The organism is Paracoccus broussonetiae, assembly GCF_031854425.1.
GTDB lineage: Bacteria > Pseudomonadota > Alphaproteobacteria > Rhodobacterales > Rhodobacteraceae > Paracoccus > Paracoccus broussonetiae.
This window is the reverse complement of sequence record NZ_JAVRQI010000013.1, coordinates 66,053-91,755: the sequence shown is the minus strand read 5'-3', so window position 1 is coordinate 91,755 and position 25,703 is coordinate 66,053. Positions and strand designations below refer to the sequence as shown.

The window sequence follows — 25,703 nt, the reverse complement described above, 5'->3', positions numbered from 1 at the left end:
CCCGCCTCAGCCCGCGCCCACGAACGAGGCGTACAGGGTCAGCCCCATCAGCAGGAAAAAGGACAGGCGCTGGGTCGCTTTCCGGGACATCTGCTTCCTTTCGCCCTTGAGGATTGCCCGCAGCATATAGTGACCGCTGCCGCCGAAAGAAAGGGCGGGGCCGGACAGCGTGGCGGCAGGGGGGATGATGGAGCGGGTGATGGGAATCGAACCCACGTATTCAGCTTGGAAGGCTGCTGCTCTACCATTGAGCTACACCCGCATCGGGGCTTTCTATACTCAGGCTCGCGCGGGCTTGCAAGCGCCGCGAACCCGGTACGAGGCATCCGCTTGACGGGGACGGGCAGTCACGGCAAGCAGTTAGCCATGATCGACGTCCGTCCCGTGGCCAATACCGTCGGCAAACTGGTCATCACGCTGGGCGCGGCGATGGTCTTTCCGATGCTTGCCGACTGGTGGGCGGGTGATCCGCATTGGCAATCCTTCCTTGAGGCGGCGATCCTGACCACGCTGGCGGGCGGGCTGGTTACGCTGGCGACGCAGGGCGCAAGCCGGGCGATGACACTGGAGCAAGCCTTTCTGCTGACGGCCGCAATCTGGGCGGTGCTGCCGGCGGCGGGGGCCGTTCCCTTCATGGTCGGCGCGCCCCATGCCAGCTTTACCGATGCCTATTTCGAGGCGATGTCGGGCCTGACCACCACCGGCACCACCGCATTTCCCGATATCGACAGCCTGCCCAAGGGCACGAACCTGTGGCGCGGCTTCCTGAACTGGTCGGGGGGGCTTGGGATCATTGTCGTCGCGATGATCTTTCTGCCGGTAATGAAGGTCGGCGGAATGCAGTTCTTCAAGTCCGAAGGTTTCGACACGCTGGGCAAGATCCTGCCGCGCGCCTTCGACATCGCGCGCGAGATGACCTGGGTCTATATCGCGCTGACCGCGATCTGCGCCATCGTCTATATCCTGATGGGAATGAACGGTTTCGACGCGTTGGTGCTGGCGATGTCGACCTGTTCGACGGGCGGGTTCTCGAACTACGATTCCAGCTTCGGCCCCTATATCGGACCGCTGGAATATGCCGCGTCGTTCTTCATGATCCTGGCCTCGATCCCGTTCATCCGCATGGTGCAGCTGGTGCGGGGCGCGCCGGGGCCGATCTGGACCGATGTGCAGGTCCGGGCCTATCTGCGCTGGATCTTCTACGCGGTCGCGGCAATCGTCATCTATCGCCTGCTGGTGCTGGACGCCAAGGATCCGCCCGCGATCATTCGAGAGACGGTGTTCAACGTCGTTTCGACCTTCTCGGGGACTGGCCTTGTTTCGACCGACGTGACGCAATGGGGGCATTTCCCCTTTGTCGTGCTGGTTGTGGCGGGGTTGATCGGCGGATGCACCGGCTCGACCTCGTGCTCGGTCAAGGTGTTTCGCTATCTGGTTCTGATTCAGGCGGTAAAAGCGCAGTTGCGGCGGATGCAGTCGCCCCACCGGATCTTTCCCCTGCGCTACGACAACCGGCCGCTGGATCAGGAGGTCGTCGATTCCGTCATGACCTTCTTCACCCTGTTCATGATGACCTTCGGGCTGCTGATCCTTGGGCTTGCGATGACCGGGCTGCATCCTCGCACCGCGCTGACCGGGGCCTGGACCGCCATCGCCAATGTCGGCGTCCTGTGGGGGCCAGAGCTTAGCCCGAATGGCGCAGTCGACCAGCTGCCGACCGCCGCCAAGTGGATGATGTCGGTCGGCATGTATGTCGGTCGTCTGGAATTGATGACGGTTCTGGTCCTGCTGCTGCCGCGCTTCTGGCGCAGCTGAAAGGCGTCACGGCGTCGCGGGAGAGGCCACTCCGGTCTGGGTTGTCACCTCGGTCGCGGGGGCGATGGCGGGGATCTCGGGCACCGCTTCACCAGCGCCCGGCGCGAAACGGGCGATATTGTCGGAAAGCTCGGCCGCCAGACGGCGCTGCTCTTCGGGGTTCTGCACCGGCCAGATCAAGACGAAGCCCTGCGCGTGCCCGTCGACCACGCGCCCCTCGGCATGACCGATATGGGTCTGGTTGCGACCGTCCAGGATGATGCTGCCCTTCTGAATGCGACGCGTCGGCGCGGGCACCCAGCCAAGCGCGGTGACAAGGCCGGACAGGTCCTGCAATTCCTGCTGTCCGCCGGGTTGCGAGAACAGGATCAACGCCGCCCCCGACCCGTCCTTGGGGCCATAGATCGACAGCGCCCGTTCCGCCCGGTCGAATTGCAGCCGGTCCATCGGCGCGGGCAGGGCCAGGCCGGTGTGGCTGTCCTGCAACTCGGTCAGGCCCATCTCGGTCCGCCATGCCTCGCGACGGCGGGTCAGTTCGGCCATTGCGGTCGCGGTATCGGGCGAGGCACGAAGGCGCACGATCTCGGCCGCGATGGCTGCGCGTGTCATCGGACCGTCCTTGCCATCAATCGCGCCGTCGTAATGCCCGGCCCAACGCAGGGCGCGCTGGATGTCTTCAAGCGATGGCATGGCGGGGCGCGCCGCGTCGGTGGCGGGGGGCGGGGCCAGTTCGGGTGCGCTGCCCGCGATCGCGACTTCGCCGACCTCTTCGGGCGAGGTCAGGAAGGCGTCCTTCGGGATCGCGCCCGCAGCCTTGAAGGCCGTCAGCCAGGCCTCGCCGGTCGGTTCCTCGACGGGACCGAAGGCGATGGCCAGACGGCCGTTCGGAAGCGTCCACAGCCCGGCTTCGGGCAGGGTTTCGCGCCACTTCGCCAGCATTTCTTCGGCCTTGGCGCGGTCGGTGGTCGATTCCAGGCGCAGGAATACCTTGGCCGGGGCAGGCGGCTCGACCGGCGTCACCACCTCGGGCGCGGCAGGCTGGGGGAAGGTCGAGGGCGTGCCGGGTGTCCCGGCTGCGACCGGGCCTGTGTCCGCAGCGGGGGCTTCGGGGGGCACGGCTGTCACGGTTTCGGGCGTGGCGGCTGTCGCATCCGGAGTCGTGGGGGAATCGATCTGCGTCAGCCGTCGCCCGTCAGCCGGGGCGATGAAGCTGTCGCCGGGCACCTGACCATCCGACCTGAGTTGCCGCAGCCGTGCGGTCGCCTGTTCCCGTGGCATCGGGCCAAGGCCGATGCCAATCCAGCCATCGCTGAGCGGAAAGGTCACGACATCGTCGAAACGCTCGCTCCAGCCCTGGGCGGCGCTGCGTGCGACCTCGGTCCCACGCTTCGCTTCGACCCGGATCAGGACATCCTCGGCCAGCGCGCCGGACGCGCCAAGAAGCGGCAGGGCCGCACCGAAGACGATTGCAAAGCGCCGCATGCGCAATTCCCTCTCATTGACCCTGCGCCGCCCTCTGCCTAGAAGGCGGCTGACCCTACTTGCCAGTTATGCAAAAGGATGCAGCGATGACCAGCCCCCAGGACAATCAGACGGCGAAACCCGTCTGCTTTCAGGACGTGATCCTGCGCCTGCAGTCCTATTGGGCCGGGCAGGGCTGCGCCGTGCTGCAACCCTATGACATGGAGGTCGGGGCCGGCACCTTCCACCCGGCCACCACCCTGCGCAGCCTGGGCGCGCGCCCTTGGGCCGCGGCCTATGTCCAGCCCTCGCGCCGCCCGACCGATGGTCGCTATGGCGAAAACCCGAACCGGCTGCAGCACTATTACCAGTACCAGGTCATCATCAAACCGTCGCCCGCGAACCTGCAGGATCTGTATCTGGGTTCGCTGAAGGCAATCGGTCTGGACCCGATGATCCATGACGTGCGCTTCGTCGAGGATGACTGGGAAAGCCCGACGCTGGGCGCATGGGGCCTTGGCTGGGAGGTCTGGTGCGACGGTATGGAAGTCAGCCAGTTCACCTATTTCCAGCAGGTCGGCGGCCATGACTGCCGCCCGGTCTCGGGCGAGCTGACCTATGGGCTTGAGCGTCTGGCGATGTATGTGCTGGGCTGCGAGCATGTCATGGACATGCCCTTCAACGATCCGGCAAGCCCGATCCCGCTGAGCTATGGCGACATCTTCCGTCAGGCCGAGCGCGAGTATTCCCGCTGGAACTTCGAGCAGGCCGATACCGCGACCCTGCTGAAGCATTTCGAGGACGCCGAGGCCGAATGCGCCCGCACGCTGGACGCTGCTGATGCCGACAGCGCCGGTCGCGCGATCCCGATGGCGCATCCGGCCTATGATCAGGCGATCAAGGCCAGCCACCTGTTCAACCTGCTCGACGCGCGTGGCGTGATCTCGGTCACCGAGCGTCAGGCCTATATCGGTCGGGTCCGGGCGCTGGCGAAGCGCTGCGCGGATCTGTTCGTGACCACCTCGGCCGCGACGGGCGAGCCGCTTCCCGACTTCCCGGCAGGGGCCTGACGTGAACGGCCGCATTCCCGCATTGCTGATCCTTGGCGCCGCGCTCGTCGCGGGCGTCGGGGTCTGGTATGCGCAGGAATACGGATTTTACGAGCGCGTGGACCCAGCGGGTGTCGCGATAACCGTGATGGCGGGCGGGCAGGCGGTGCCACTGCAGGCCGGCGATCTTGAGGCGATCGACGCCTCAAGCTCGCCCATCCGCTGGCGCGGCTGCTTCCGACTGGACCAACCGTTGCCGGCCGATGCCGAACCCTTTGCCGGGGCGACGCCGCTGATCGGCCCCGGCTGGTTTTCCTGCTTTGACGCGGGCCGGATCGCGGCGGATCTCGCCTCCGGCGCGGCCAAGGCCTATCTGTCCCAGCCCGAGATCCGCCCTGATGTGGATCGCGTGATCGCCGTCTATCCCGACGGCCGCGCCTTTGGCTGGCACCAATTCAACGACAAGACCCCCGAACGCGGAGTGATGGACTGATGCCCGACCTTCTGATCGAGCTTTTCTCGGAAGAAATCCCGGCGCGGATGCAGGCCCGCGCGCGCGAGGACCTGAAGAAACTGGTGACTGACGGGCTGGTCGCGGCTGGCCTGACCTATGCCAGCGCCGGCGCTTTTTCGACGCCGCGCCGCCTGGTTCTGACCGTCGAGGGTCTGACTGCCCACAGCCCGACGACGCGCGAGGAACGCAAGGGACCGCGCACCGACGCCCCGGACGCCGCGCTGGAGGGCTTTTTGCGCTCGACCGGATTGACGAAGGACCAACTTCAGGCGCGTGACGACAAGAAGGGCCAGGTCTGGTTCGCCGTCATCGCCAAGGCTGGCCGCCCCGCTGCGGAAATCGTGGCCGAGGTGCTGGACTCCGCGATCCGCAATTTCCCCTGGCCCAAGTCGATGCGCTGGGGTGCGGGTTCGCTGCGCTGGGTCCGCCCGCTGCATTCGATCATCTGCCTTCTGTCCGACGAGGGCGGCGCGAATGTCGTCCCGCTGGAGGTCGAGGGGATCACCGCCGGGAATACCACGCGCGGCCACCGCTTCATGGCCCCGGACGAGATCACCGTTTCCGGCTTCGACGATTACGCGGCCAAGCTGCGCCGCGCCCGCGTCATGCTGGACAGCGCCGAACGCGAGGCCGCGATCCGGCAGGAAGCCGCGAATCTCGCCTTTGCCCGCGGCTGGGAGATCATGCCCGATGACGGCCTGCTCTCTGAAGTTGCGGGGCTGGTCGAATGGCCGGTGCCGCTGATGGGCGTGATCGAGGACCGGTTCCTGACCCTTCCGCCCGAGGTGCTGCAGACCTCGATGAAGGAGCATCAGAAATTCTTCTCGGCCCGGAACCCCAAAACGGGTCGGATCGAAGGCTTCGTGACCGTGGCCAACATCGAGACGCCGGACAATGGCGAGACGATTTTGAAGGGCAATCAGCGCGTGCTGGCCGCCCGGCTGTCGGACGCCGTGTTCTTCTGGGAAAACGACCGCCGCGAGGCGAAATCGGGCATGGCCGACTGGGCCGAGGGCCTGAAATCCGTGACCTTCCAAAGCAAGCTTGGTTCGCAGGCCGATCGCATTGACCGCATTGCCCAACTGGCGCGCGAAATCGCGCCGCTGGTCGGAGCGGATGCCGATGAGGTCGAGCAGGCCGCCCGCGTGGCGAAGCTTGACCTGCGTTCCGCGATGGTCGGCGAATTCCCCGAACTGCAAGGCACGATGGGGCGCTATTATGCGCTCGAAGCGGAACTTCCCGCCGCTGTCGCCGATGCGGCGCGCGATCACTATTCGCCCGTCGGGCCGTCGGATGATGTGCCCTCGGCTCCCGTCTCGGTTGCCGTGGCGCTGGCCGACAAGCTCGACACGCTGACCGGGTTCTGGGCTATCGACGAGAAACCGACCGGCTCGAAGGACCCCTTCGCGCTGCGCCGTGCGGCACTGGGCGTGATCCGTCTGGTGCTGGCGAACGAGGTCCGCGCGAACCTACTACTTAGTCTGAGGCTCAAGATTTTCAATTTTGAAATGGCTGAAATTTATCGGCAAGGCTTCTGGGACGAGGGCTCATTGTTCGCTCTAGAAATAGCGCGCGATAAGTTGTTGAATGGTGACGCGCCAAACACAGTTGGTGCTTGTCTCCGGCAAGCGTTTGCAGACAAAGAGCCTCAACTCGATGTGTTCGACAAAGATAGCCGCGAATTGGCTGTTCTTACGAAGACTGCAGAAGGTGCTGTTAGTCTACTCGCCTTCTTCCACGACCGCCTGAAGGTCTATCTGCGCGATCAGGGCATCCGCCACGACATCATTGACGCGGTGATCGCCATGCCCGGCAATGACGACCTCGTCCTGCTGGTGAATCGCGCCGTTGCGCTGAATGACGTGCTGAAGACCGAAGACGGGACGAACCTGCTGCAGGGCCTGAAGCGCGCCAGCAACATCCTGACCCAGGCCGAGGCCAAGGACGGGGTCGAATACAGTTTCGGCGCCGATCCGAAATTCGCCGAGACCGAACAGGAACGCGCGCTTTTCGACGCGCTCGACAGGGCCGAACCCGCGATCCGCGAAGCCGTGCGTGGCGAGGATTTCCCCGCCGCCATGCAGGGTATCGCCACATTGCGCGCCCCGATCGACGCCTTCTTCGAAGCTGTGCAGATCAACACGGACAACCAGATCGTCCGCCGCAACCGCCTGAACCTGCTGTCGCGCATCCGCGAGGCGGGGCGGCTGGTCGCGGATTTCGGCCGGATCGAGGGCTGACGGCTTCATCGCTTCGAAAATACCCACGGGGGAGCGGGGGCAGTCGGCCCCCGCTCTTCGCGCTTGCAGCATTCGTTGGGCCGTGCCTAATGTGACGGCATCATGACCGCACTGAACGATCCCGATGCCATTGTCGAAATCACCCCTTCGGCGGGGATCCAGGTCCCACGCTACGGCTGGCGGGCGAAATGCCTGCAACGTCTGGTGCGCATGGGATTGCCGGTCCCGCTCAGCTTCGCGATCTCGGCCGATGCGGTGCGCGCGATCGCGGCCGGGCAGACCCCCGATCCACGCCAGCTTGCCGCGGTCATCGAACGAGCAGACGGGCTGGTCAGCATCCGGCCCTCGGCGGCAAATCCGGCATGGGGCGGGCCGGGGACGGTCCTGAACGTCGGGATCAACGACGCCTGTCATGCCCGGCTGGTCGAGACGCGCGGACAGGCCGCGGCCGACGCGCTGTATCTGGGTTTCGTGCAATCCTTTGCGATCCATGTCGCGCGACTGGATGCCGAAGCGTTCTCGGACAACGAGGTCGGGCTGGCTGGTGCGCTTCGCGCCTATGAGGACGAGACGGACGAGGAGTTTCCGCAGGACCCGGCCCGGCAACTGGCCGAGGTGCTGCGCAGCATGGCGCGTGCCTGGGACGGTCCGACGGCGCGGCTTCTGCGCCAGGCCAAGGGCGCGCCGACGCATGCTCCGCTGGGGCTGATCGTGCAGACCATGGCGCTCGCGATCGGGCCGGGGGTGACGGGGTCGGGTTCGATCCAGCTTGCCGACAGTTCGACCGGAATGCCACGCATCACCGGGCGTTTTCGCGGCCAAAGTCAGGGCAGGGCCAAGGCCGAGGGGGCCGAGACGCTTTACCTGACCCGCGACCCGCGTGGCCCCTCGCTTGAGGAAGCCGCGCCCGAGGTCTTTGCCGACCTGATCCGCTATGGTGTCGCCGCCCGCGAACGCCTGCGCGAGGAAATGCTGGTCGAATTCGTTGTCTCGGACAGCAAGCTGTCGATCATCGACGCGGTGCGCGTCCCGCGCTCTTCCCGCGCGGCCGTGCGGATCGCCGTGGCGCTGGCCCGCGATGGCATCATTCCGACCGAAGAGGCGGTGATGCGGATCGAGCCGCGCGCCCTGTCGGACCTGCTGCATTACCAGGTTGATCCCGACGCGCCGCGCGACCTGATTGCCAAGGGCATCAATGCCAGTCCCGGCGCGGCGACCGGGCAGATCGTCTTCAGCGCAGCCGCCGCGCAGGCGGCCGAGGCGCGGGGCGAGCGCTGCGTTCTGGTCCGGCGCGAGACCGTGCCCGAGGATATCCGCGGCATGCATGCCGCGACCGCCGTCCTGACCGAGCGCGGCGGCATGACCAGCCACGCGGCGGTGATCGCGCGCGGCATCGGGCTGCCCTGCATCGTCGGCGCCTCGGGGATCTCGATCGACACGCGCGCCCGGACCATGCTGGCGGGGGGGCGCATGTTCCACGAGGGTGAGCAGATCACCATCGACGGGACCACCGGCGAGATTCTGGCGGGCGAGGCGGCGATGCTTGAACCCGCGCTGGACGAAAGCTTTACCCAGCTTCTCGACTGGGCGGACGCACATTGCCGCATCCGCATCCGCGCGAATGCCGACACGCCCGAAGATGCGCGCACTGCCCGCATGTTCAACGCGCAGGGGATCGGCCTTTGCCGGACCGAGCACATGTTCTTCGACGACCAGCGCCTGCCGGCGATGCGCGAGATGATCTTTGCCGACAAGCCCGGGGACCGTCGCCTGTCGCTGGAACGGTTGCTGCCGATGCAGCGCAGTGATTTTGCCGCGCTGTTCGAGATCATGGCCGGACTTCCCGTCACCATCCGGCTTTTCGACCCGCCCCTGCACGAATTCCTGCCCCATGACCGCGAGGGAATGCGCGAACTGGCGGAATCGCTGGATCTGCCGCTGTCGGATGTGACGCGCCGGGTCGAGGCGCTCAGCGAATTCAACCCCATGCTGGGCATGCGCGGGGTCCGGCTGGGGATCACCGTCCCCGAGATCTATGACATGCAGGCCCGCGCCATCTTCGAGGCGACGATTCAGGCCAGCAAGAATGGCGAAGCCGTGGTCCCCGAGATCATGATCCCGCTGGTCAGCGCCCGGCGCGAGGTCGAACTGGTCAAGAACCGGATCGATGCCGTTGCCGCCGCCGTCCGCAACGAGACCCGCAAGGACGTCACCTATCGCCTTGGCGTAATGGTCGAGACCCCGCGCGCGGCGCTGCGCGCGGGCGATATTGCCGAACATGCCGCCTTCCTGTCCTTCGGCACGAACGACCTAACCCAGATGACCTATGGCCTGTCCCGAGACGATGCCGGCCGCTTCATGTCGGCCTATGTCGGGCAGGGGGTCTATGGCGAGGATCCGTTCCACATCCTCGACCGGGAAGGCGTCGGAGAGTTGGTCGCCATCGGCACCGAACGCGCCCGCAGCCGCGCGCCGGGGATCACCATCTCGGTCTGTGGCGAGCATGGCGGCAACCCGGAATCGATCGCTTTCTGCCTGCGGGCGGGCGTCAATTACGTCTCTTGTTCGCCCTTCCGAGTGCCCGTCGCGCGCCTTGCCGCGGCGCAGGAATCGATTCTGATGAGTCGCGAAGACGCAGAATCGGCCGCCAACCGCGAGTCCTAAGACCTGCCGATTTTGGCCAGATCCCGCTGTTTCCGGAAAAGCACGTCGGCGGGTTTCCGCTGGAATCCCTTATTTTGCAGCTAATTCCGGGCCTCGCGCCGATGTGCGCTGGAAGCCCGGGCACCTTCCTTGGTCTCTAACGGACATAAACAGGGCCCTGCCAGGCCCAGAACGTAACCGTCCGGACAGTGAATACCGGATCCCTTGTAACAGGATCGACATGTCGACACCGATGTCTTGGCTGGCGCGCGTTTCCCTGTGTGTTGCCCTCGCGCTGCCCACCATTTCAGCTGCTCCCGCATTCGCGGACACCCGCGCATCCGAAAAAACCCCGACCCGCACTGCCGCCGCTGCCACTCCGCAGGTCAGCAAAACCGACCTGCAATGCCTGTCCGAGGCGCTTTATTTCGAAGCGCGCGGTGAAGGCGCCCAGGGCCAACGCGCCGTGGCCGAAGTCATTCTCAACCGCGTGGATCACCCCCGGTTCCCGAAAACCGTCTGTGGCGTTGTGAACCAGCGCGGACAGTTCACCTATAAAAAGGCGCGTATCCGCGAACGCGGCGCCTTTGCCCGCGCGCAGAAGATCGCCCAGGCGGCGCTGCAGGGCGCACCGCGCAACCTGACCGGTGGCGCGACCTATTTCCACACCGGCGGCGTCCGTCCGTCCTGGTCGCGCAAGTTCGAACGCACGACCCGGATCGGCAGCCACTATTTCTATCGCTCGGATCGCCGCATGGCGGCGAACTGACGCCCAGGAAGCATGATCGAAACGGCCCCGTCCCTTGCGGCGGGGCCGTTTTCCTGTGAAATGCGTCACATGGACCAGCCCGATCGCATTCATCTGCGCGATTACGTCGTTTCGGCGGAAATCGGCGCCTTCCAGACCGAGCGGGGGCAACCCCAGCGTCTGCGCTTCAATCTCGAGGTCGAACTCGCCGCCCATGTCTCGGGCGCGGATGACGAAGTGGACCGGATTCTCAGCTATGACGTGCTGACCGGCGCGGTCTCGGCGGGCTTGGGCGATCGTCGCCTCGACCTGCTGGAAACGCTGGCCGAGATCATCGCCGCCCATGTCCTTGCCCATCCCCGCGCCGCGCAGGTCAGCGTGACCGTCGAGAAGCTGGACCGGATTCCCGGCGCGCTTGGCGTCACGCTGCTGCGCCGCATCCCCCGGATCGAGGTCGCGCCGGTCGAGGCCCCGATCCGCGTCATCTTCCACGGGACAACCATGGCCCTGCCGCAAGGCGCGGTGGTGCTGGTGCCGGATGCGCCGGGCCTGCCCGTGCCGCAGGGCGGGAACGGGCGCGAGATCGCGCTTCTCGCGCTGGATCAGGCGGCTTGGGCGCTGGCCGCGCAACTGGGCGTGACCGTCGCGGACAGCCGGACCGAGCTTGACTGGGCCGCGACCGAGGGGCGTGCCGTCGTCTGGGCGCCTGCGCGGATGGCGCGTGACGTCGCCGGGTTGCCTGCCAACCCCCATGCGCTGGCGATCTGGCTGGCGGATCGCCTGTCTGCCGAGCGGCTGGATTGGGCACTGCCCGAGGGCGCGGCAGAACCTGAGCTTCCCCCCGGTTTCGCCATCCCGTCCGGACGGATCGGCGCGCGATGACGCGGACCTATTTCCGCCCCATCCCGGCCGAGCATGGTCGCTGGCAGCTTGCCGGGGGATGGATCCGTTTTTCGCAATTCGAGATCCTGCGCCGGGGAGAGCCTCCGTGCCTGTCCGAGCTTGCACCGGACGAGGTCATGGCCGCCCTGACCGCGCCGCGCGCGGATGTGCTGGGTCTGCCAATGGACCGCCCGCGCATCATGGGCATCGTCAATGCGACGCCCGACAGTTTCTCGGACGGGGGGCGCTATGATCCTGTCGCCCATGCCCGCACGCTGAAAGTGCAGGGGGCCGAAATTCTGGACATCGGCGGCGAGTCGACCCGCCCCGGCGCGCTGGAAGTTCCCGAACACGACGAGATCGCCCGCATCGTGCCGGTCATTGGGGCCGCGCGCGAACTGGCAGGCATCTCGGTAGACACGCGCAAGGCCGGGGTTGCCCATGCCGCCGTGGCGGCGGGCGCGGGGCTGATCAACGACGTCTCGGGGTTTGACTTCGACCCCGGCATGGCGGCTGCCGTCGCCGGGACCGGCGCCGCCGTGTGTCTGATGCACGCGCAGGGTATCCCTTTGACGATGCAGGACAACCCGATCTATGACGACGTGCTGCTGGATGTCTATGACGCGATCGAGGCCCGTATAGCCCGTGCGTGTTCGGCGGGAATCCCCCTTGGTCGGATCGTGATCGATCCGGGCATTGGTTTTGGCAAAACCCAAGCGCATAATCTGGCGATCCTGCGGCGGATCTCGTTGTTTCATGGGCTTGGCTGCGCAATTCTGCTGGGGGTTTCGCGAAAGCGCTTCATCGGCGCGATCGGCGGGGCTGACGAACCGGCGAACCGCGCGGCGGGCACCCTGGCGGTGACGTTGGCCGGGGTCGCGCAGGGCATACAAATCCACCGCGTCCATGACGTGGAAGACACGAGGCAGGGCCTTGCCCTTTGGCGGGCCGTGACCGGAGGAAGCGAATGAGCAGGAAACTTTTCGGAACCGACGGTGTCAGGGGCAGGGCCAACAGCTATCCCATGACCGCCGAGATGGCGTTGCGGCTGGGTGCCGCCGCCGGGCGCTATTTCCGGCGCAGCGGCGAGGAACATCACCGCGTCGTCATCGGCAAGGACACGCGGCTGTCCGGCTATATGCTGGAAAACGCGCTGACCGCCGGTCTGACCAGCACCGGCATGAACGTCCTGCTGCTTGGCCCGGTGCCGACACCCGCCGTCGGATACCTGACGCGCTCGATGCGGGCGGATGTGGGAATCATGATCTCGGCCAGCCATAACCCGGCGGCCGATAACGGCATCAAGTTCTTTGGCCCCGACGGCTTCAAGTTGTCAGACGAGGCCGAGGCCGAGATCGAGGCGATCGTCGCAGGCGAGATCGTGCCCGCCCAACCTGCGAATATCGGTCGCGCGAAGCGGATCGACGATGGCCGCGGCCGCTATGTCGAATATGCCAAGACCACCTTCCCGGTCGGGCACCGGCTGGACGGGCTGAAGGTTGTGATCGATTGCGCGAATGGCGCGGCCTATCGCGCCGCGCCCGACGTGCTGTGGGAATTGGGGGCCGAGGTGATCCCGCTGGGCGTCACCCCGAATGGCCACAACATCAATGACGGTGTGGGCTCGACCCACACCGACGCCTGTGCCCGCGCCGTCATCGAGCATGGCGCAGATCTGGGCATCAGCCTGGACGGCGATGCCGACCGGGTCATGATCATCGACGAAAAGGGCCGGGTGGCCGATGGCGACCAGATCATGGCGCTGCTGGCGGGCCGCTGGGCCGACCAGGGCCGCCTGCGCGGCGGCGCGCTGGTCGCGACGGTGATGTCGAATCTGGGGCTGGAGCGTTTCCTTGCGGGACGCGGCCTGCGCCTGGAGCGCACGGCCGTCGGGGACCGCTATGTCGTCGAGCGGATGCGCGGTGCGGGCTTCAACCTGGGGGGCGAACAGTCGGGTCATATCGTGATGACCGACTATGCCACCACCGGCGACGGCCTGATTGCGGGACTTCAGTTCCTGGCGGCTTTGTCCGATAGCGGGCACAAGGCCTCGGAACTGGTGGCGCAGTTCGACCCGGTGCCCCAGCTTCTGAAGAACGTGCGGTATCAAGCCGGGGCAGACCCGCTGTCGACCGAGGCCGTCCGGGCCGAGATCGCGCGCGCCGAGGCGCGGCTTAGCGGTTCCGGTCGCGTCCTGATCCGCAAGTCGGGGACCGAGCCCCTGATCCGCGTGATGGCCGAAGCCGAGGACGAAACTGTCCTGCGCGAAGTGGTCGAGGGGATCGTGGCCGCGGTCGAGCGCGCGGCCTATACCGCGGTCGTCGGATCGTAATCGTAAAGCCAGGCGAACCGGCCGATCATCTGGCCGGGCGCCAGTCGCGACACCGTGCGCAGACCGGCATGGGCCACGGCCCTGGCCGGTCCCTTCAGGTGATAGTTGCGGGCATTGGCATTCGCGGCGTCGACGATCCGCACGCAGCGCGGGTGGCGTAAGCTTTGGAAGTGCTGAAGCGCCGCGCCAAGCTCTCGTCCGGAATCAAGGCAGGCGGCCAGGATCCAGGCATCCTCGATCGCCATGACCGCACCCTGCGCCATGAAGGGCAGGGTCGGATGGGCGGCATCGCCGATCAGCGCCAGCGCCGGACCGTCACCTTCCGCGCGATACCAGTGCGGCGCGACCGGGTGACGGAAAAGCCCCCAAAGGCCGACCTGCTGAACCCGTTCCAGCCAACCCGGCACCGGACCGCCGAAGCGGGCAAAGGCTGCGCGCAGATCGTTGGGGTCGCCGGGTTGGGACCATCCCTCGTCCTGCCAGTCGGGGCGTTCCAGCACGGCAACGATATTGCGCAACCCGCCCGCCAAGGGATAGCTGACAAGGTGGCGCCCCGGTCCCATGAAGATCTGTGCTGCGGGGGCCGGCTCCTCCTCGGCGGGAATCAGGGTCCGCCATGCGCTTTGGCCGGTGAAGAAAGGCGCCTGAGTCCCATTCAGCAGGCTGCGAGTCCGGCTTTTGACGCCATCGGCCCCGATCACCAGCCGGCAATCCCGTGGGATGCTGTGGACATCGTGGCCAAGTTCGATCTCGGCCCCTGCAGCGCGTGCCGCATCGGCCAGCATCTCGACCAGCCTTGCGCGATGGACCAGCCGGAACTCATCCTGAGGGCGGAAACGCGCAAGATCCAGCCGCGCCACCATCGCACCCGACGTGTCGCGAAGCTCGACCCGTTCCGATTGCAACGAGATCTCGCGGAAGCGCGGGCCAAGCCCCAGCGCGTCCAGCACCCGAAACGCGTTGGGCGAGATTTGCAGCCCTGCGCCGATATCGTCCAGCGAGGCCGCGCGTTCCAGCACCCGCACGGGAAAGCCCCGTCGCGCCAGCGCGCAGGCGGCCGTCAGTCCGGCAACCCCTCCGCCAATGATTGCAATGGGAAGTGAATGAGGACCGGACATGGCCTTGTCCCTGAATACAAAAATACCGCCCTTCCGGCGGCGCATGAACACCGCCGGAAGGGGTGCGGAACGTCAGTCGTCGCGATAGACGCGCTCTTTTCGCTCGTGCTTTTCCTGCGCTTCCAGCGTCATCGTCGCGGTAGGTCGTGCGTCCAGCCGTTTCAGGCTGATCGGCTCGCCGGTCATTTCGCAATACCCGTATTCGCCGGTCTCGATCCGGCGCAGGGCCGAGTCGATCTTGCTGACAAGCTTGCGCTGGCGGTCACGGGTGCGCAGTTCCAGCGCACGGTCCGTTTCCTCCGATGCCCGATCGGCAAGGTCGGGCACGTTGCGCGCACTTTCCTGCAATCCTTCAAGCGTTTCGGCAGATTGATCCAGAAGCTCCTGCTTCCACGCAACCAGCTTGCGGCGGAAATACTCAAGCTGCCGCTCGTTCATGAAAGGTTCGTCTTCGGCGGGGCGATAATCTTCGGGCAGAAAGGTCTGGGCTTTCATCGTTCCTCCGGGAGCGGGGCCTGCATGCCCGCACCTTGCGGCCCCCATAAAGTATGGTGCCGGGTTTGTCACTAGGACATTCCGGCAAGTCGGGATGCTGCGCTTGCACGGCAACGGCCCCCCGCGTAGCCTTGACCGGAATGCGCAAAGGACGGGCGGATGCAGTTTTCCTCGACAAAAAACTATGTGGCGCCGCCCGACCTGACGGTCGCGGTAAATGCCGCGATCACCCTTGAGCGTCCGCTTCTGGTCAAGGGAGAGCCGGGGACAGGCAAGACGGAACTGGCGCGTCAGGTGGCGGAAAGCCTTGGACTGCCGATCATCGAATGGAACGTGAAGTCGACCACGCGGGCGCAGCAGGGGCTTTACGAATACGACGCCGTTTCGCGGCTGCGGGACAGCCAGCTGGGCGATGCCCGCGTGCAGGATGTCGCGAACTATATCCGCAAGGGGAAGATGTGGCAGGCTTTTGAGGCAGACGCCAAGGTGGTGCTGCTGATCGACGAGATCGACAAGGCGGATATCGAGTTCCCGAACGACCTGCTGCAAGAGCTAGACCGCATGGAGTTCCATGTCTACGAGACGGGAGAGACGGTCCGCGCGCTGCATCGCCCCATCGTCATCATCACCTCGAACAACGAAAAAGAGCTGCCGGACGCTTTCTTGCGGCGCTGCTTCTTCCATTTCATCCGCTTCCCCGATGTCGAAACGCTGAAGCGCATCGTCGATGTCCATTACCCCGGCCTGAAGCCGCGTCTGCTGGACGAGGCGTTGAACCAGTTCCTTGAACTGCGCGAGGTAAAGGGGCTGAAGAAGAAGCCCTCGACCAGCGAATTGCTGGATTGGCTGAAACTGATCCTGGTCGAGGATCTGTCGCCCGAAGACCTGAAGCGCCCGGCGGGTGAGATGCTGCCCCGCCTGCATGGCGCGTTGTTGAAGAACGAGCAGGACGTGGCCCTGTTCGAGCGGCTGGCCTTCATGGCAAGGAGGCAAAGATGATCCGCCCCCTGCACCACGAGGATCGTGCGGGATGGGAGGCGCTTTATCGTGGCTATCAGGCGTTTTACGGCTTTCACGACCGCAAGCCGGAATTCTATGATCGCGCCTTTGAACGGCTGATGTCGGGCAGGGCCGGGGATTTTCACGGTCTGGTTGCCGAGGATGAAGGCCAGCTTCTGGGTCTGGTCCATTACGTCTTCCATCCGAACCTGTGGCGGGATGAAGGGGTCTGTTATCTGCAGGATTTGTTCGCCGCACCCGAAGCCCGCGGCAAGGGCGTGGGCCGGGCGCTGATCGGCGCAGTCTATGACGCGGCGGATGCGGCTGGCGTTCCCAATGTCTATTGGCTGACGGCCGAGGACAATTATCCGGGGCGGATACTCTACGACCGCGTCGCGGTAAAATCGCCCTTCATCCGATACAATCGCAAGCTTTGAACGAAAAAGGCGGCCCTTGGGCCGCCTGTCGGTCGGGGGTCTGGTTCCGTGCCTTAGCGCAGGCCGGTTTCGTTCAGCAGGCCCTTGCGCTTGGCTTCGTAGTAATAGCCGCGCGAATACCATTTCACGGCAGCGTCCTGATTTCCGCCGGCCACCAGATACGCGCCGCGCAGGTATTTGACGCCGTATTTCAGGTTCGTATCGGCATCCAGAAGGCCGTTCGCCGAGCCCTGATAGCCCATGCCGCGCGCGGTCGCGGGCAGGATCTGCATCAGCCCGTAATACGGGCCGTTGCGGGCGCCGGGACGATGGCGGGATTCGCGGATGATGACGCGGTGCACCAGCTCCACCGGAACCTGGTATTGCTGCGCGTATTTATTGATCAGGTGACGCAGTTCAGGCGTCTCGTTCGCATGAAGACCAACGGTGTCGGCGGCAGTGGCGCGGGGTTCGACAAGATAGCGGCGATCAGGATCGACCCGATTGTCGCCGCATGCCCCAAGTGCGAAGACGCCACCCAGCACAAGCAGACGGATCATGGTTTTCATGGCTGCCCTCGAATTTATCGTTGGCAGGGACTTTAGCCACGGGTTCCCCGGTCGAGAAATCATAAGATAAGGCCGCCCCGGTCCGGGACGGCCTTTCGGCGGATTATCGCCAGTGCCTTTCGGCGATACCGGTAAGTTTTCGCCGATCAGACGTGGATCGCACCGTCACCGCAGGCCAGCGCGGCTTCGCGCACGGCTTCCGAACAGGTCGGGTGGGCGTGGCAGGTCAGCGCAATATCCTGTGCCGAAGCGCCGAATTCCATTGCGACGCAGACTTCGTGGATCATCTCGCCCGCGTTCGGACCGATGATGTGGCAGCCCAGCACGCGGTCGGTCGCGGCATCTGCGATCAGCTTGACGAAGCCTTCGGCTTGGAACAGCGCCTTGGCACGGGCATTGCCCATGAAGGGGAACTTGCCAACCTTGACCTTGCGGCCGGATTCCTTCGCGGCTTCCTCGGTCAGGCCGACCGACGCGACTTCCGGGGTCGTGTAGATCACGCCCGGAATGACCGAGTAGTTCACATGGCCATGCTTGCCGGCGATGACTTCGGCAACGGCCATGCCTTCGTCCTCGGCCTTGTGGGCCAGCATCGGGCCGGGCACCGCGTCGCCAATGGCATAGATGCCCTTGACCGAGGTCTGCCAGTGGTCGTCGACGGCGACGAAGCCGCGCTCGTTCAGCGCGACGCCGACCTTGTCGAGACCCAGGCCCGAGATATAGGGACGGCGGCCGGTCGCGACCAGGACAGCTTCCGCCTCGATCTGGTGCTCGCTGTCATCCTTGCGCAGCTTGTAGGTGACCTTGGCCGAACCGTTCGCGACCGAGGTGCCCGAAACGGCAGCGCCCAGCACGAATTTCATGCCCTGCTTGGACAGGATCTTCTGGAACTGCTTCTGGACCTCGCCGTCCATGCCGGGGGTGATCGCGTCAAGGAATTCGACGACGGTCACGTCCGCGCCAAGGCGCGCATAGACAGAACCCAGTTCCAGCCCGATGACGCCCGCGCCGATCACGACCATCGATTTCGGGATCTTCGGCAGGGCCAGCGCACCGGTCGAATCGACGACGATGCCGCCTGCATTGTCGACCTCGACGCCCTTCAGGCTGGAGGGTTCCGAACCCGAAGCGATGACGATGTTCTTCGTCTCGTGGACAGTGTCGCCCACCTTGACCTTGCCCGCGCCCTCGATCTCGGCCCAGCCCTTGATCCAGTCGATCTTGTTCTTCTTGAACAGGAACTCGATGCCCTTGGTGTTGCCGCCGACCGTCTCGGTCTTGTAGGCCTGCATCTTGTCCCAGTCGACATCGACATGGGCGTTCATCAGGCCCATCTTGGCAAAGTTCTCATGCGTCTCGTGCAGCATGTGGCTGGCGTGAAGCAGCGCCTTGGACGGGATGCAGCCCACGTTCAGGCAGGTGCCGCCCAGGGTCTCGCGGCCCTCGACGCAGGCGACCTTCAGACCAAGCTGCGCGGCGCGGATGGCGCAGACATAGCCGCCGGGGCCGGCCCCGATCACGATCAGGTCATAGGTGGACATTCAGGTCTCCTTGCATCTCCGGCGCCTTGGACAACGCGTGCGCCGGTCCGTTTCATGTGAATAGGCTGGTGACGATCATCACCAAGGTTGCGACAAAGCCTATGGCCCAGATCAGCGATCGCCAGGGCGACCAGCCAAGGGCATAGGCGGGAACGTAAAGGATCCGCGCCAGCAGATAGAGCCAGGCGCAGACCGCGGTCAGAAGGCTGTCGGTATCCGTGACCATCACCAGAAGCACGGCGATGGTGAACAGGATCAGGCCTTCGAAATGATTGTTCACCGCGCGGCGTAGGCGTCCGGTGCGGGGCGAGAATTCCGGCTGACGGTCGCGCGGTCCGGCATTCCATGCCGCCCCGACATCGCGGTTCATCGACGCCCCCGCCAATCCGATCTGGATGGCCTGAAGCAGGGCGGCAAGCGCAAGCGCGGTGGTTTCAGCGGCCATCAGGCGGTCTCGACGAAATGGAACTCAGAGGACTGCACGCCCGCCTTCGGTCCGAAGATCGCCTTCATCACCGAAATATAGGTATTGGCGCGGGCTGCATCCGTGACCTCGAACAACGCCCAGGCATCGGTATCGCTTTCACGCCAAAGCTGCAGCAGATTCAGGCTGTTGTGGCTGCGGCGAGGATTGTCCGCATCGAATTCGGTCCGGAATTTCGCGAAATCAGCGACTTTGAAACGGGCGATCATCTGGGTCATGGCGTCACTCCTGGCGTCGGTCCATAGCCGCCTTCGGCGAGATAAGGCGACCTTCTGCGGTTTCAACAGATTAGGCCGGAAAGAGTTGCGCAGCCCCGAAGGGACTGCGCGCCTTTGTCTTGGCAGGGCCTGCCGGCCCCGCAGGGATCACAGATCCATCAGCAGGCGGCGGGGATCTTCCAGCGCTTCCTTGACGCGGACCAGGAAGGTCACGGCGCCCTTGCCGTCGACGATGCGGTGGTCATAGCTCAGCGCAAGATACATCATCGGGCGGATGACGATCTGGCCGTCGACCACGACCGGGCGATCCTGGATCTTGTGCATGCCAAGGATGCCCGATTGCGGCGGGTTCAGGATCGGCGAGGACATGAGCGAGCCATAGACGCCGCCGTTCGAGATGGTGAAGGTGCCGCCCTGCATCTCGGCCATGGTCAGCTTGCCGTCGCGGCCCTTGGCCCCGAGTTCGCCGATTTCCTTCTCGATCTGGGCAAAGCCCTTGCGGTCGGCGTCGCGGACGACCGGAACCACCAGGCCGTTCGGGGTGCCGACAGCTACGCCCATATGGACGAAGTGCTTGTAAAGGACATCGCCCCCGTCGATCTCGGCGTTGACTTCCGGCACTTCCTTCAGCGCGTGGACGCAGGCTTTGACGAAGAAGGACATGAAGCCCAGCTTCACCTTGTGCTTCTTCTCGAACTGATCCTTGTAGGTGTTGCGCAGGTTCATGACCGCCGACATGTCCACCTCGTTATAGGTGGTCAGCATCGCAGCGGTGTTCTGCGCATCCTTGAGGCGGCGGGCGATGGTCGCGCGCAGGCGGGTCATCTTGACGCGCTCTTCGCGGGCGGCATCCTCAGCCGAGCTGGGCGCGCGGGGGGCAGCTGCCGGGGCGGGCGCGGCCGAGGCCACGGGGGCCGAACCGGCGCGGGCCACGTCTTCCTTCATCACGCGGCCGTCGCGGCCGGTGCCGGTGACGGCGTCGCGCGAAAGACCGGCTTCCGCCAGCGCCTTCTTGGCCGAGGGTGCGTCCTCGACATCCTTGCGCAAGGCGGGGGTTTCGGGGCCAGCGCCGGGCGATTGCACGGCCGCGGCCTTCTTGGCCTCGGGTTCGGCCTTGGCCGAGGGGGCGGCGCCGACAGCACCTTCGGTGATGATGGCCAGGCGGGCACTTGCGTCGACCGTGGCGCCTTCCTCGGCCAGGATCTCGGCCAGCACACCCGCGGCGGGTGCCGGAACCTCGACCGAGACCTTGTCGGTCTCAAGCTCGCACAGCATCTCGTCCTGCGCGACCGTGTCGCCGACCTTCTTGAACCAGGTCGCCACGGTGGCTTCGGTGACGCTTTCGCCCAGGGTGGGCACCATCACGTCGACGGATTTTCCGCTCATCTTCTTCTGTCCTTCCTGGGGCTTGGTGCCCGTTTCTGCCTTGGGCAACATTTCTTCGGGGCCAGCGTTCCCGACCTCTGCAATCTGGGCGAGCAAGGCGTTGGGCGTGACCGTCTCGCCTTCGGCGGCAATGATCTCGGCCAGCTTGCCGGCGACGGGCGAGGGGACCTCGACCGTCACCTTGTCGGTTTCCAGTTCGCAAAGCATTTCATCAACCGCGACCGTGTCACCCGGTTTCTTGAACCAGGTGGCGACGGTCGCTTCGGATACCGATTCCCCTAGGGTGGGGACGCGTAGTTCGACTGCCATGTCACTTCCCGACGGTGATGGCTTCGTTCACGAGCGCTTCCTGCTCGGCCTTGTGGCGCGAGGCGAGGCCGGTTGCCGGCGAGGCCGAGGCGGTGCGACCGACATAACGTGCGCGACCGTGCTTGGCGCCGATCCGGGCCAGAACCCATTCGATGTTCGGCTCGACGAAGGTCCAGCCGCCCATGTTCTTGGGCTCTTCCTGGCACCAGACGATTTCCGCATCCTTGAAGCGCTCAAGCTCCTTGGACATGGCCTGGGCCGGGAACGGATAGAACTGTTCAAGACGCAGCAGGTAGACGTCGTCCGCGCCAGCGGCGTCGCGGGCGGCAAGCAGGTCGTAATAGACCTTGCCCGACGAGATCACGACGCGCTTGATCTGGGCATCCGGCTTCAGCTTCAGGTCCGAACGGCCGCGTTCCGCATCGTCCCAAAGGACGCGGTGGAAGGTCGAGCCGGTCTGGAACTCTTCGGCCTTCGAGATCGCCAGCGGGTGACGCAGCAGCGATTTCGGGGTCATCAGGACCAGCGGCTTGCGGAACGGGCGCTTCAGTTGACGACGCAGGATGTGGAAATAGTTCGCCGGGGTCGTGCAGTTGGCGACGATCCAGTTATCCTCGGCCGACATCTGCAGCCAGCGCTCAAGCCGGGCCGAGCTGTGCTCGGGGCCCTGGCCTTCGTAGCCATGCGGCATCAGCATCACCAGGCCCGACATCCGCAGCCATTTCTTTTCGCCCGAGTTGATGAACTGGTCGAACATGATCTGCGCGCCGTTGGCGAAGTCGCCGAACTGGGCTTCCCACATGGTCAGCGCGTTCGGTTCGGCCAGCGAATAGCCGTATTCGAAACCGAGAACCGCGTATTCCGACAGCATCGAGTCGATGACCTCGTAGCGGGCCTGACCGCCACGGACGTGGTTCATCGGATAGTGACGCTCTTCGGTGACCTGATCGATAAAGGCCGAGTGCCGCTGCGAGAAGGTGCCGCGGGTCGAATCCTGTCCGGCCAGGCGGACGGGGTGACCCTCGACCAGCAGCGAGCTGATCGCCAGCGCCTCGCCAGTCGCCCAGTCGAAGCCGTCGCCGGTCTCGAACATCTGCTTCTTCGACTCAAGAAGACGGCCGACGGTCTTGTGCAGCTCGAACCCTTCGGGAACGCGGGTCAGCGCGGTGCCGATCTGGGTCATCGTGTCGGGTGCGATGCCGGTCTGGCCGGCATTGTATTCCGCGCCTTCGATCTCAAGCCCGGACCACTTGCCGTCCAGCCAGTCGGCCTTGTTCGGCTTGAAGTTCCGGCCCACCTCGAACTCGGCGTTCAGATGCGACTGGAACGCGGCCTTCATCTCCTCGATCTCGCCTTCCGGCACGAGGCCATCGGCGACAAGGCGATCAGCATAAAGCTGCAGGGTGGTCTTGTGACCCTTGATGTTCTTGTACATCGCCGGGTTCGTGAACATCGGCTCGTCGCCTTCGTTGTGACCGAAGCGGCGATAGCAGATGATGTCCAGCACCACGTCCTTGTGGAACTTCTGGCGGAATTCCGTCGCGACGCGCGCGGCATGGACCACGGCCTCGGGATCGTCGCCGTTCACGTGGAAGATCGGCGCTTCGACCATCAGCGCGATGTCCGTGCAATAGGGCGAGGTGCGCGAGAAATGCGGCGCGGTCGTGAAGCCGATCTGGTTGTTCACGACGATGTGGATGGTGCCGCCGGTGCGGTGGCCGCGGATGCCCGAAAGCTGGAAGCACTCGGCCACGATGCCCTGGCCGGCGAAGGCCGCGTCACCATGCAGCAGGATCGGCAGCACGGCCGAGCGATAGGTCTGGTCCGAAAGCTGGTCCTGCTTGGCGCGGACCTTGCCCAGCACGACCGGGTTAACCGCCTCGAGGTGCGAGGGGTTCGCGGTCAGCGACAGGTGCACGGTATTGTCGTCGAAGGTGCGGTCCGACGAGGCGCCGAGGTGATATTTCACGTCGCCCGAACCGTCCACGTCCTCGGGCTTGTAGCTGCCGCCCTGGAATTCGTGGAAGATCGCGCGATAGGGCTTGTTCATCACGTTGCCCAGCACGGACAGGCGGCCGCGGTGGGGCATGCCGATCACGACTTCCTTCACGCCAAGCGCGCCGCCGCGCTTGATGATCTGCTCCATTGCAGGGATCAGCGCTTCGCCACCGTCAAGGCCGAACCGCTTGGTGCCCATGTATTTCACATGCAGGAACTTCTCGAAGCCCTCGGCCTCGACCAGCTTGTTCAGGATGGCGCGGCGGCCTTCGCGGGTGAACGCGATTTCCTTGCCATAGCCCTCGATCCGCTCTTTCAGCCAGGCGGCTTCCTCGGGGTTCGAGATATGCATGAACTGCAGCGCGAATGTGCCGCAATAGGTGCGCTTCATCAGGTCGACGATCTGGCGGATCGTGGCGATCTGCAGGCCCAGCACGTTGTCGATGAAGATCGGGCGGTCCATGTCGGCCGCGGTGAAGCCATAGGTCTCGGGCTTCAGCTCGCCATGCTCGGGGACCTCGCGCATTCCAAGCGGGTCAAGATCGGCGTGCAGGTGCCCGCGGATCCGATAGGCGCGGATCAGCATGATCGCGCGGATGCTGTCCAGCACGGCACGCTTCAGCTGGTCGTCGGAAAGCTGGACGCCCTTGTCGCCGGCCTTGGCCGCGATCTTGTCCAGCGCCGCCTTGGCCTCGGCCTTGGGCAGCATCGGCCATTCGCCGGTCAGCGCCGAGGTCACCTCGTCTGCGGGCGTCGGCGGCCAGTCCGCGCGGCGCCAGCTTGCGCCCTTGGCCTCGCGGGTGACGGTGGTTTCGTCATCGCCGAGGCTGCGGAAGAAGGCGTCCCATGCCGCGTCCACCGCCGAGGGATCTTTCGCCCACTGGCCGTAAAGCTGCTCGACATAGACCGCGTTCTGGCCCTGCAGGAAGCTGGAATCGTGGAAGGTTGCGTTGGGGGATTGATCGTTCATTTCTGATCGTCCAGTTGCTTGCCGTCGCGCTCAGGCGGCTGGTGAAGGTGCAGGGCGGCGGAATGCGTCGCCAACTGCTGGTCTGCGGGCTGTGGCTGGGGCGGGCATCGCTGGGTCCGGCTCAGGCACAGATAATGTCGATCTTGGCGGCTCCCGGATCGTCCAGGGGCGCATCCAGCGGCAGCCGCACGATTTGTGCGACGGCACGGCTTTCCAGCCCGCACAGGGCGCGGGCGGCCTGCTGTTCCGCATTGGCCGGGGCATTGCCGGGATGATAGATCAGCCGCCAGCCAGCATCGTTGCGATTGACGGTCCTGACCGCTTGGGGCGGCAGGCCGGTCGCCTGATGCAGGTTGGTGCGGGCGGGCACGCCGCCGGGCAGCATGTCCTCGGTCGGACCGCGTCCGCAGCCGGCGCTCAGCGTCAGCAGCAGCGCGCCCGCCAGCGGCAGCGCATGGCGGGTCGAGGGCAGAAGCCCCTGACGCACAAGTCCGCCTGGCCCCGGAAGAGGCAGGGCGGGCATGTCGCTGATGATCGCGTTGCGGTCCAATCCAGTCACCTGCGGCGGTTTCGGCGTAGCCCCCTATAGGTAGGCGGGGGCTACGCCTAAGTCAAAAGTCTTAGTCCGGCCTTAGCGGCCGATGGCCTTCAGCACGGCCTCGCCCAGACCGGCAGGGCTGTCGGCGACGATGATCCCGGCCGATTTCATGGCCTCGATCTTCGATTCCGCGTCGCCCTTGCCACCGGCGACGATCGCGCCGGCATGGCCCATGCGGCGGCCTTTCGGCGCGGTGCGGCCAGCGATGAAGCCTGCGGTCGGCTTCCAGTTGCCCTTGCGCTTCTGCTCGGCCAGGAACTCGGCCGCTTCTTCCTCGGCCGAGCCGCCGATCTCGCCGATCATGATGATCGACTCGGTCTCGGGGTCGTCCAGGAACATGCGCAGCACGTCGATATGCTCCATGCCCTTGATGGGGTCGCCGCCGATGCCGACAGCCGAGGACTGGCCAAGGCCGACATCCGAGGTCTGTTTCACGGCTTCATAGGTCAGCGTGCCCGAACGCGAGACGACGCCCACCGAGCCGCGCTTGAAGATGCTGCCCGGCATGATGCCGATCTTGCATTCGTCCGGGGTCATGATGCCGGGGCAGTTCGGGCCGATCAGGCGCGATTGCGAACCCTGCAGCGCGCGCTTGACGCGCATCATGTCCAGAACCGGGATGCCTTCGGTGATCGCGACGATCAGCGGGATCTGCGCGTCGATGGCTTCCAGGATCGAGTCCGCGGCGAAGGGCGGCGGAACATAGATCACCGAGGCATTGGCGCCGGTGACAGCCACGGCCTCGTGGACCGAGTTGTAGACGGGCAGGCCCAGATGCTCAGAACCGCCTTTGCCGGGGGTCACGCCGCCGACCATCTTGGTGCCATAGGCGATCGCCTGCTCGGTGTGGAAGGTGCCCTGGCTGCCGGTGATGCCCTGGCAGATGACTTTGGTATCTTTGTTAACGAGAACGGCCAT

23 protein-coding genes and 1 tRNA gene are annotated in these 25,703 nt (G+C 65.3%); 11 read left to right on the top strand and 13 right to left on the bottom strand.

Annotation, left to right across the window (positions count from 1 at the left end):
• Positions 1-6: 6 nt before the first annotated feature.
• Positions 7-216 carry a hypothetical protein gene (locus tag RM190_RS16740; protein ID WP_311760609.1) on the bottom strand — a complete coding sequence of 70 codons (210 nt, stop codon included), beginning with the start codon at positions 214-216 and terminating at the stop codon, positions 7-9.
• Positions 189-262, bottom strand: a tRNA-Gly gene (locus RM190_RS16735). Before RM190_RS16735 ends, RM190_RS16740 begins: the two co-directional genes overlap by 28 nt.
• A 104-nt stretch (positions 263-366) precedes the next feature.
• Between RM190_RS16735 and RM190_RS16730 the strand changes: the two genes are divergently transcribed.
• Positions 367-1,815: a TrkH family potassium uptake protein gene (locus tag RM190_RS16730; protein ID WP_311760608.1), complete on the top strand. Its 1,449-nt coding sequence runs from the start codon at positions 367-369 to the stop codon at positions 1,813-1,815.
• Positions 1,816-1,821: 6 nt separating this feature from the next.
• On the opposite strand, the gene RM190_RS16725 is transcribed toward RM190_RS16730, so the two are convergent.
• The gene (locus tag RM190_RS16725) at positions 1,822-3,297 is read right to left on the bottom strand and encodes a peptidoglycan-binding domain-containing protein (protein WP_311760607.1); all 1,476 of its coding nucleotides are present in this window, start codon (positions 3,295-3,297) and stop codon (positions 1,822-1,824) included.
• Between the two features lie 86 nt (positions 3,298-3,383).
• Here RM190_RS16725 and RM190_RS16720 point away from each other — a divergent pair, with 86 nt between their 5' ends.
• The 8 genes from RM190_RS16720 (at position 3,384) to glmM (ending at position 13,684) form a co-directional block, all read left to right on the top strand.
• The gene (locus RM190_RS16720) at positions 3,384-4,346 is read left to right on the top strand and encodes a glycine--tRNA ligase subunit alpha (RefSeq protein WP_311760606.1); all 963 of its coding nucleotides are present in this window, start codon (positions 3,384-3,386) and stop codon (positions 4,344-4,346) included.
• 1 nt (position 4,347) lies between these two features.
• Positions 4,348-4,818, top strand: coding sequence for a DUF6446 family protein (locus tag RM190_RS16715; RefSeq protein WP_311760605.1), 471 nt, complete (start codon positions 4,348-4,350; stop codon positions 4,816-4,818).
• On the top strand, positions 4,818-7,079 hold the full coding sequence (glyS, locus tag RM190_RS16710) for a glycine--tRNA ligase subunit beta (protein WP_311760604.1): 2,262 nt from the start codon (positions 4,818-4,820) through the stop codon (positions 7,077-7,079). The genes RM190_RS16715 and glyS overlap by 1 nt, the downstream gene beginning before the upstream one ends.
• Positions 7,080-7,181: 102 nt before the next feature.
• Complete coding sequence (locus RM190_RS16705; protein WP_311760603.1) at positions 7,182-9,743, top strand: putative PEP-binding protein; 2,562 nt, start codon at positions 7,182-7,184, stop codon at positions 9,741-9,743.
• Between the two features lie 220 nt (positions 9,744-9,963).
• Positions 9,964-10,491 (top strand): cell wall hydrolase, encoded by a 528-nt coding sequence (locus RM190_RS16700; RefSeq protein ID WP_311760602.1) that lies wholly within the window; start codon positions 9,964-9,966, stop codon positions 10,489-10,491.
• 12 nt (positions 10,492-10,503) lie between these two features.
• The gene (locus RM190_RS16695) at positions 10,504-11,352 is read left to right on the top strand and encodes a dihydroneopterin aldolase (RefSeq protein ID WP_311760601.1); all 849 of its coding nucleotides are present in this window, start codon (positions 10,504-10,506) and stop codon (positions 11,350-11,352) included.
• Positions 11,349-12,323, top strand: coding sequence for a dihydropteroate synthase (folP, locus tag RM190_RS16690; protein WP_311760600.1), 975 nt, complete (start codon positions 11,349-11,351; stop codon positions 12,321-12,323). Before RM190_RS16695 ends, folP begins: the two co-directional genes overlap by 4 nt.
• Entirely contained in the window at positions 12,320-13,684 is a 1,365-nt protein-coding gene (gene glmM, locus RM190_RS16685) for a phosphoglucosamine mutase (protein WP_311760599.1), read from the top strand. The genes folP and glmM overlap by 4 nt, the downstream gene beginning before the upstream one ends.
• Here the strand turns inward: glmM and RM190_RS16680 are convergent.
• Both RM190_RS16680 and dksA read right to left on the bottom strand, forming a co-directional pair.
• On the bottom strand, positions 13,660-14,802 hold the full coding sequence (locus RM190_RS16680) for an FAD-dependent monooxygenase (RefSeq protein WP_311760598.1): 1,143 nt from the start codon (positions 14,800-14,802) through the stop codon (positions 13,660-13,662). The two genes, glmM and RM190_RS16680, sit on opposite strands and share 25 nt — an antisense overlap.
• A gap of 72 nt (positions 14,803-14,874) precedes the next feature.
• Positions 14,875-15,297, bottom strand: coding sequence for an RNA polymerase-binding protein DksA (gene dksA / locus RM190_RS16675; protein WP_311760597.1), 423 nt, complete (start codon positions 15,295-15,297; stop codon positions 14,875-14,877).
• A gap of 159 nt (positions 15,298-15,456) precedes the next feature.
• On the opposite strand from dksA, the gene RM190_RS16670 reads away from it, so the two are divergent.
• Entirely contained in the window at positions 15,457-16,296 is an 840-nt protein-coding gene (locus tag RM190_RS16670; RefSeq protein WP_311760596.1) for an AAA family ATPase, read from the top strand.
• A complete protein-coding gene (locus RM190_RS16665) occupies positions 16,293-16,733 on the top strand; it encodes a GNAT family N-acetyltransferase (RefSeq protein ID WP_311760595.1) in 441 nt (146 codons plus the stop codon). Before RM190_RS16670 ends, RM190_RS16665 begins: the two co-directional genes overlap by 4 nt.
• A gap of 53 nt (positions 16,734-16,786) precedes the next feature.
• Here RM190_RS16665 and RM190_RS16660 read toward each other — a convergent pair whose 3' ends face one another.
• The 8 genes from RM190_RS16660 to sucD all read right to left on the bottom strand — a co-directional run bounded on the left by RM190_RS16660 (position 16,787) and on the right by sucD (position 25,703).
• A complete protein-coding gene (locus RM190_RS16660; protein ID WP_311760594.1) occupies positions 16,787-17,281 on the bottom strand; it encodes a lytic transglycosylase domain-containing protein in 495 nt (164 codons plus the stop codon).
• A 146-nt stretch (positions 17,282-17,427) separates the two neighbouring features.
• Positions 17,428-18,822: a dihydrolipoyl dehydrogenase gene (gene lpdA, locus RM190_RS16655; protein WP_311760593.1), complete on the bottom strand. Its 1,395-nt coding sequence runs from the start codon at positions 18,820-18,822 to the stop codon at positions 17,428-17,430.
• Positions 18,823-18,874: 52 nt separating this feature from the next.
• Entirely contained in the window at positions 18,875-19,267 is a 393-nt protein-coding gene (locus tag RM190_RS16650; protein WP_311760592.1) for an MAPEG family protein, read from the bottom strand.
• Complete coding sequence (locus RM190_RS16645; RefSeq protein WP_311760591.1) at positions 19,267-19,524, bottom strand: hypothetical protein; 258 nt, start codon at positions 19,522-19,524, stop codon at positions 19,267-19,269. Before RM190_RS16645 ends, RM190_RS16650 begins: the two co-directional genes overlap by 1 nt.
• Positions 19,525-19,671: 147 nt before the next feature.
• Positions 19,672-21,219: a 2-oxoglutarate dehydrogenase complex dihydrolipoyllysine-residue succinyltransferase gene (gene odhB, locus RM190_RS16640; RefSeq protein WP_311760590.1), complete on the bottom strand. Its 1,548-nt coding sequence runs from the start codon at positions 21,217-21,219 to the stop codon at positions 19,672-19,674.
• Position 21,220: 1 nt separating this feature from the next.
• A complete protein-coding gene (locus RM190_RS16635) occupies positions 21,221-24,187 on the bottom strand; it encodes a 2-oxoglutarate dehydrogenase E1 component (RefSeq protein ID WP_311760589.1) in 2,967 nt (988 codons plus the stop codon).
• 121 nt (positions 24,188-24,308) lie between these two features.
• Entirely contained in the window at positions 24,309-24,737 is a 429-nt protein-coding gene (locus RM190_RS16630; protein WP_311760588.1) for a hypothetical protein, read from the bottom strand.
• Positions 24,738-24,818: 81 nt separating this feature from the next.
• Positions 24,819-25,703: a succinate--CoA ligase subunit alpha gene (gene sucD / locus RM190_RS16625; protein WP_311760587.1), complete on the bottom strand. Its 885-nt coding sequence runs from the start codon at positions 25,701-25,703 to the stop codon at positions 24,819-24,821.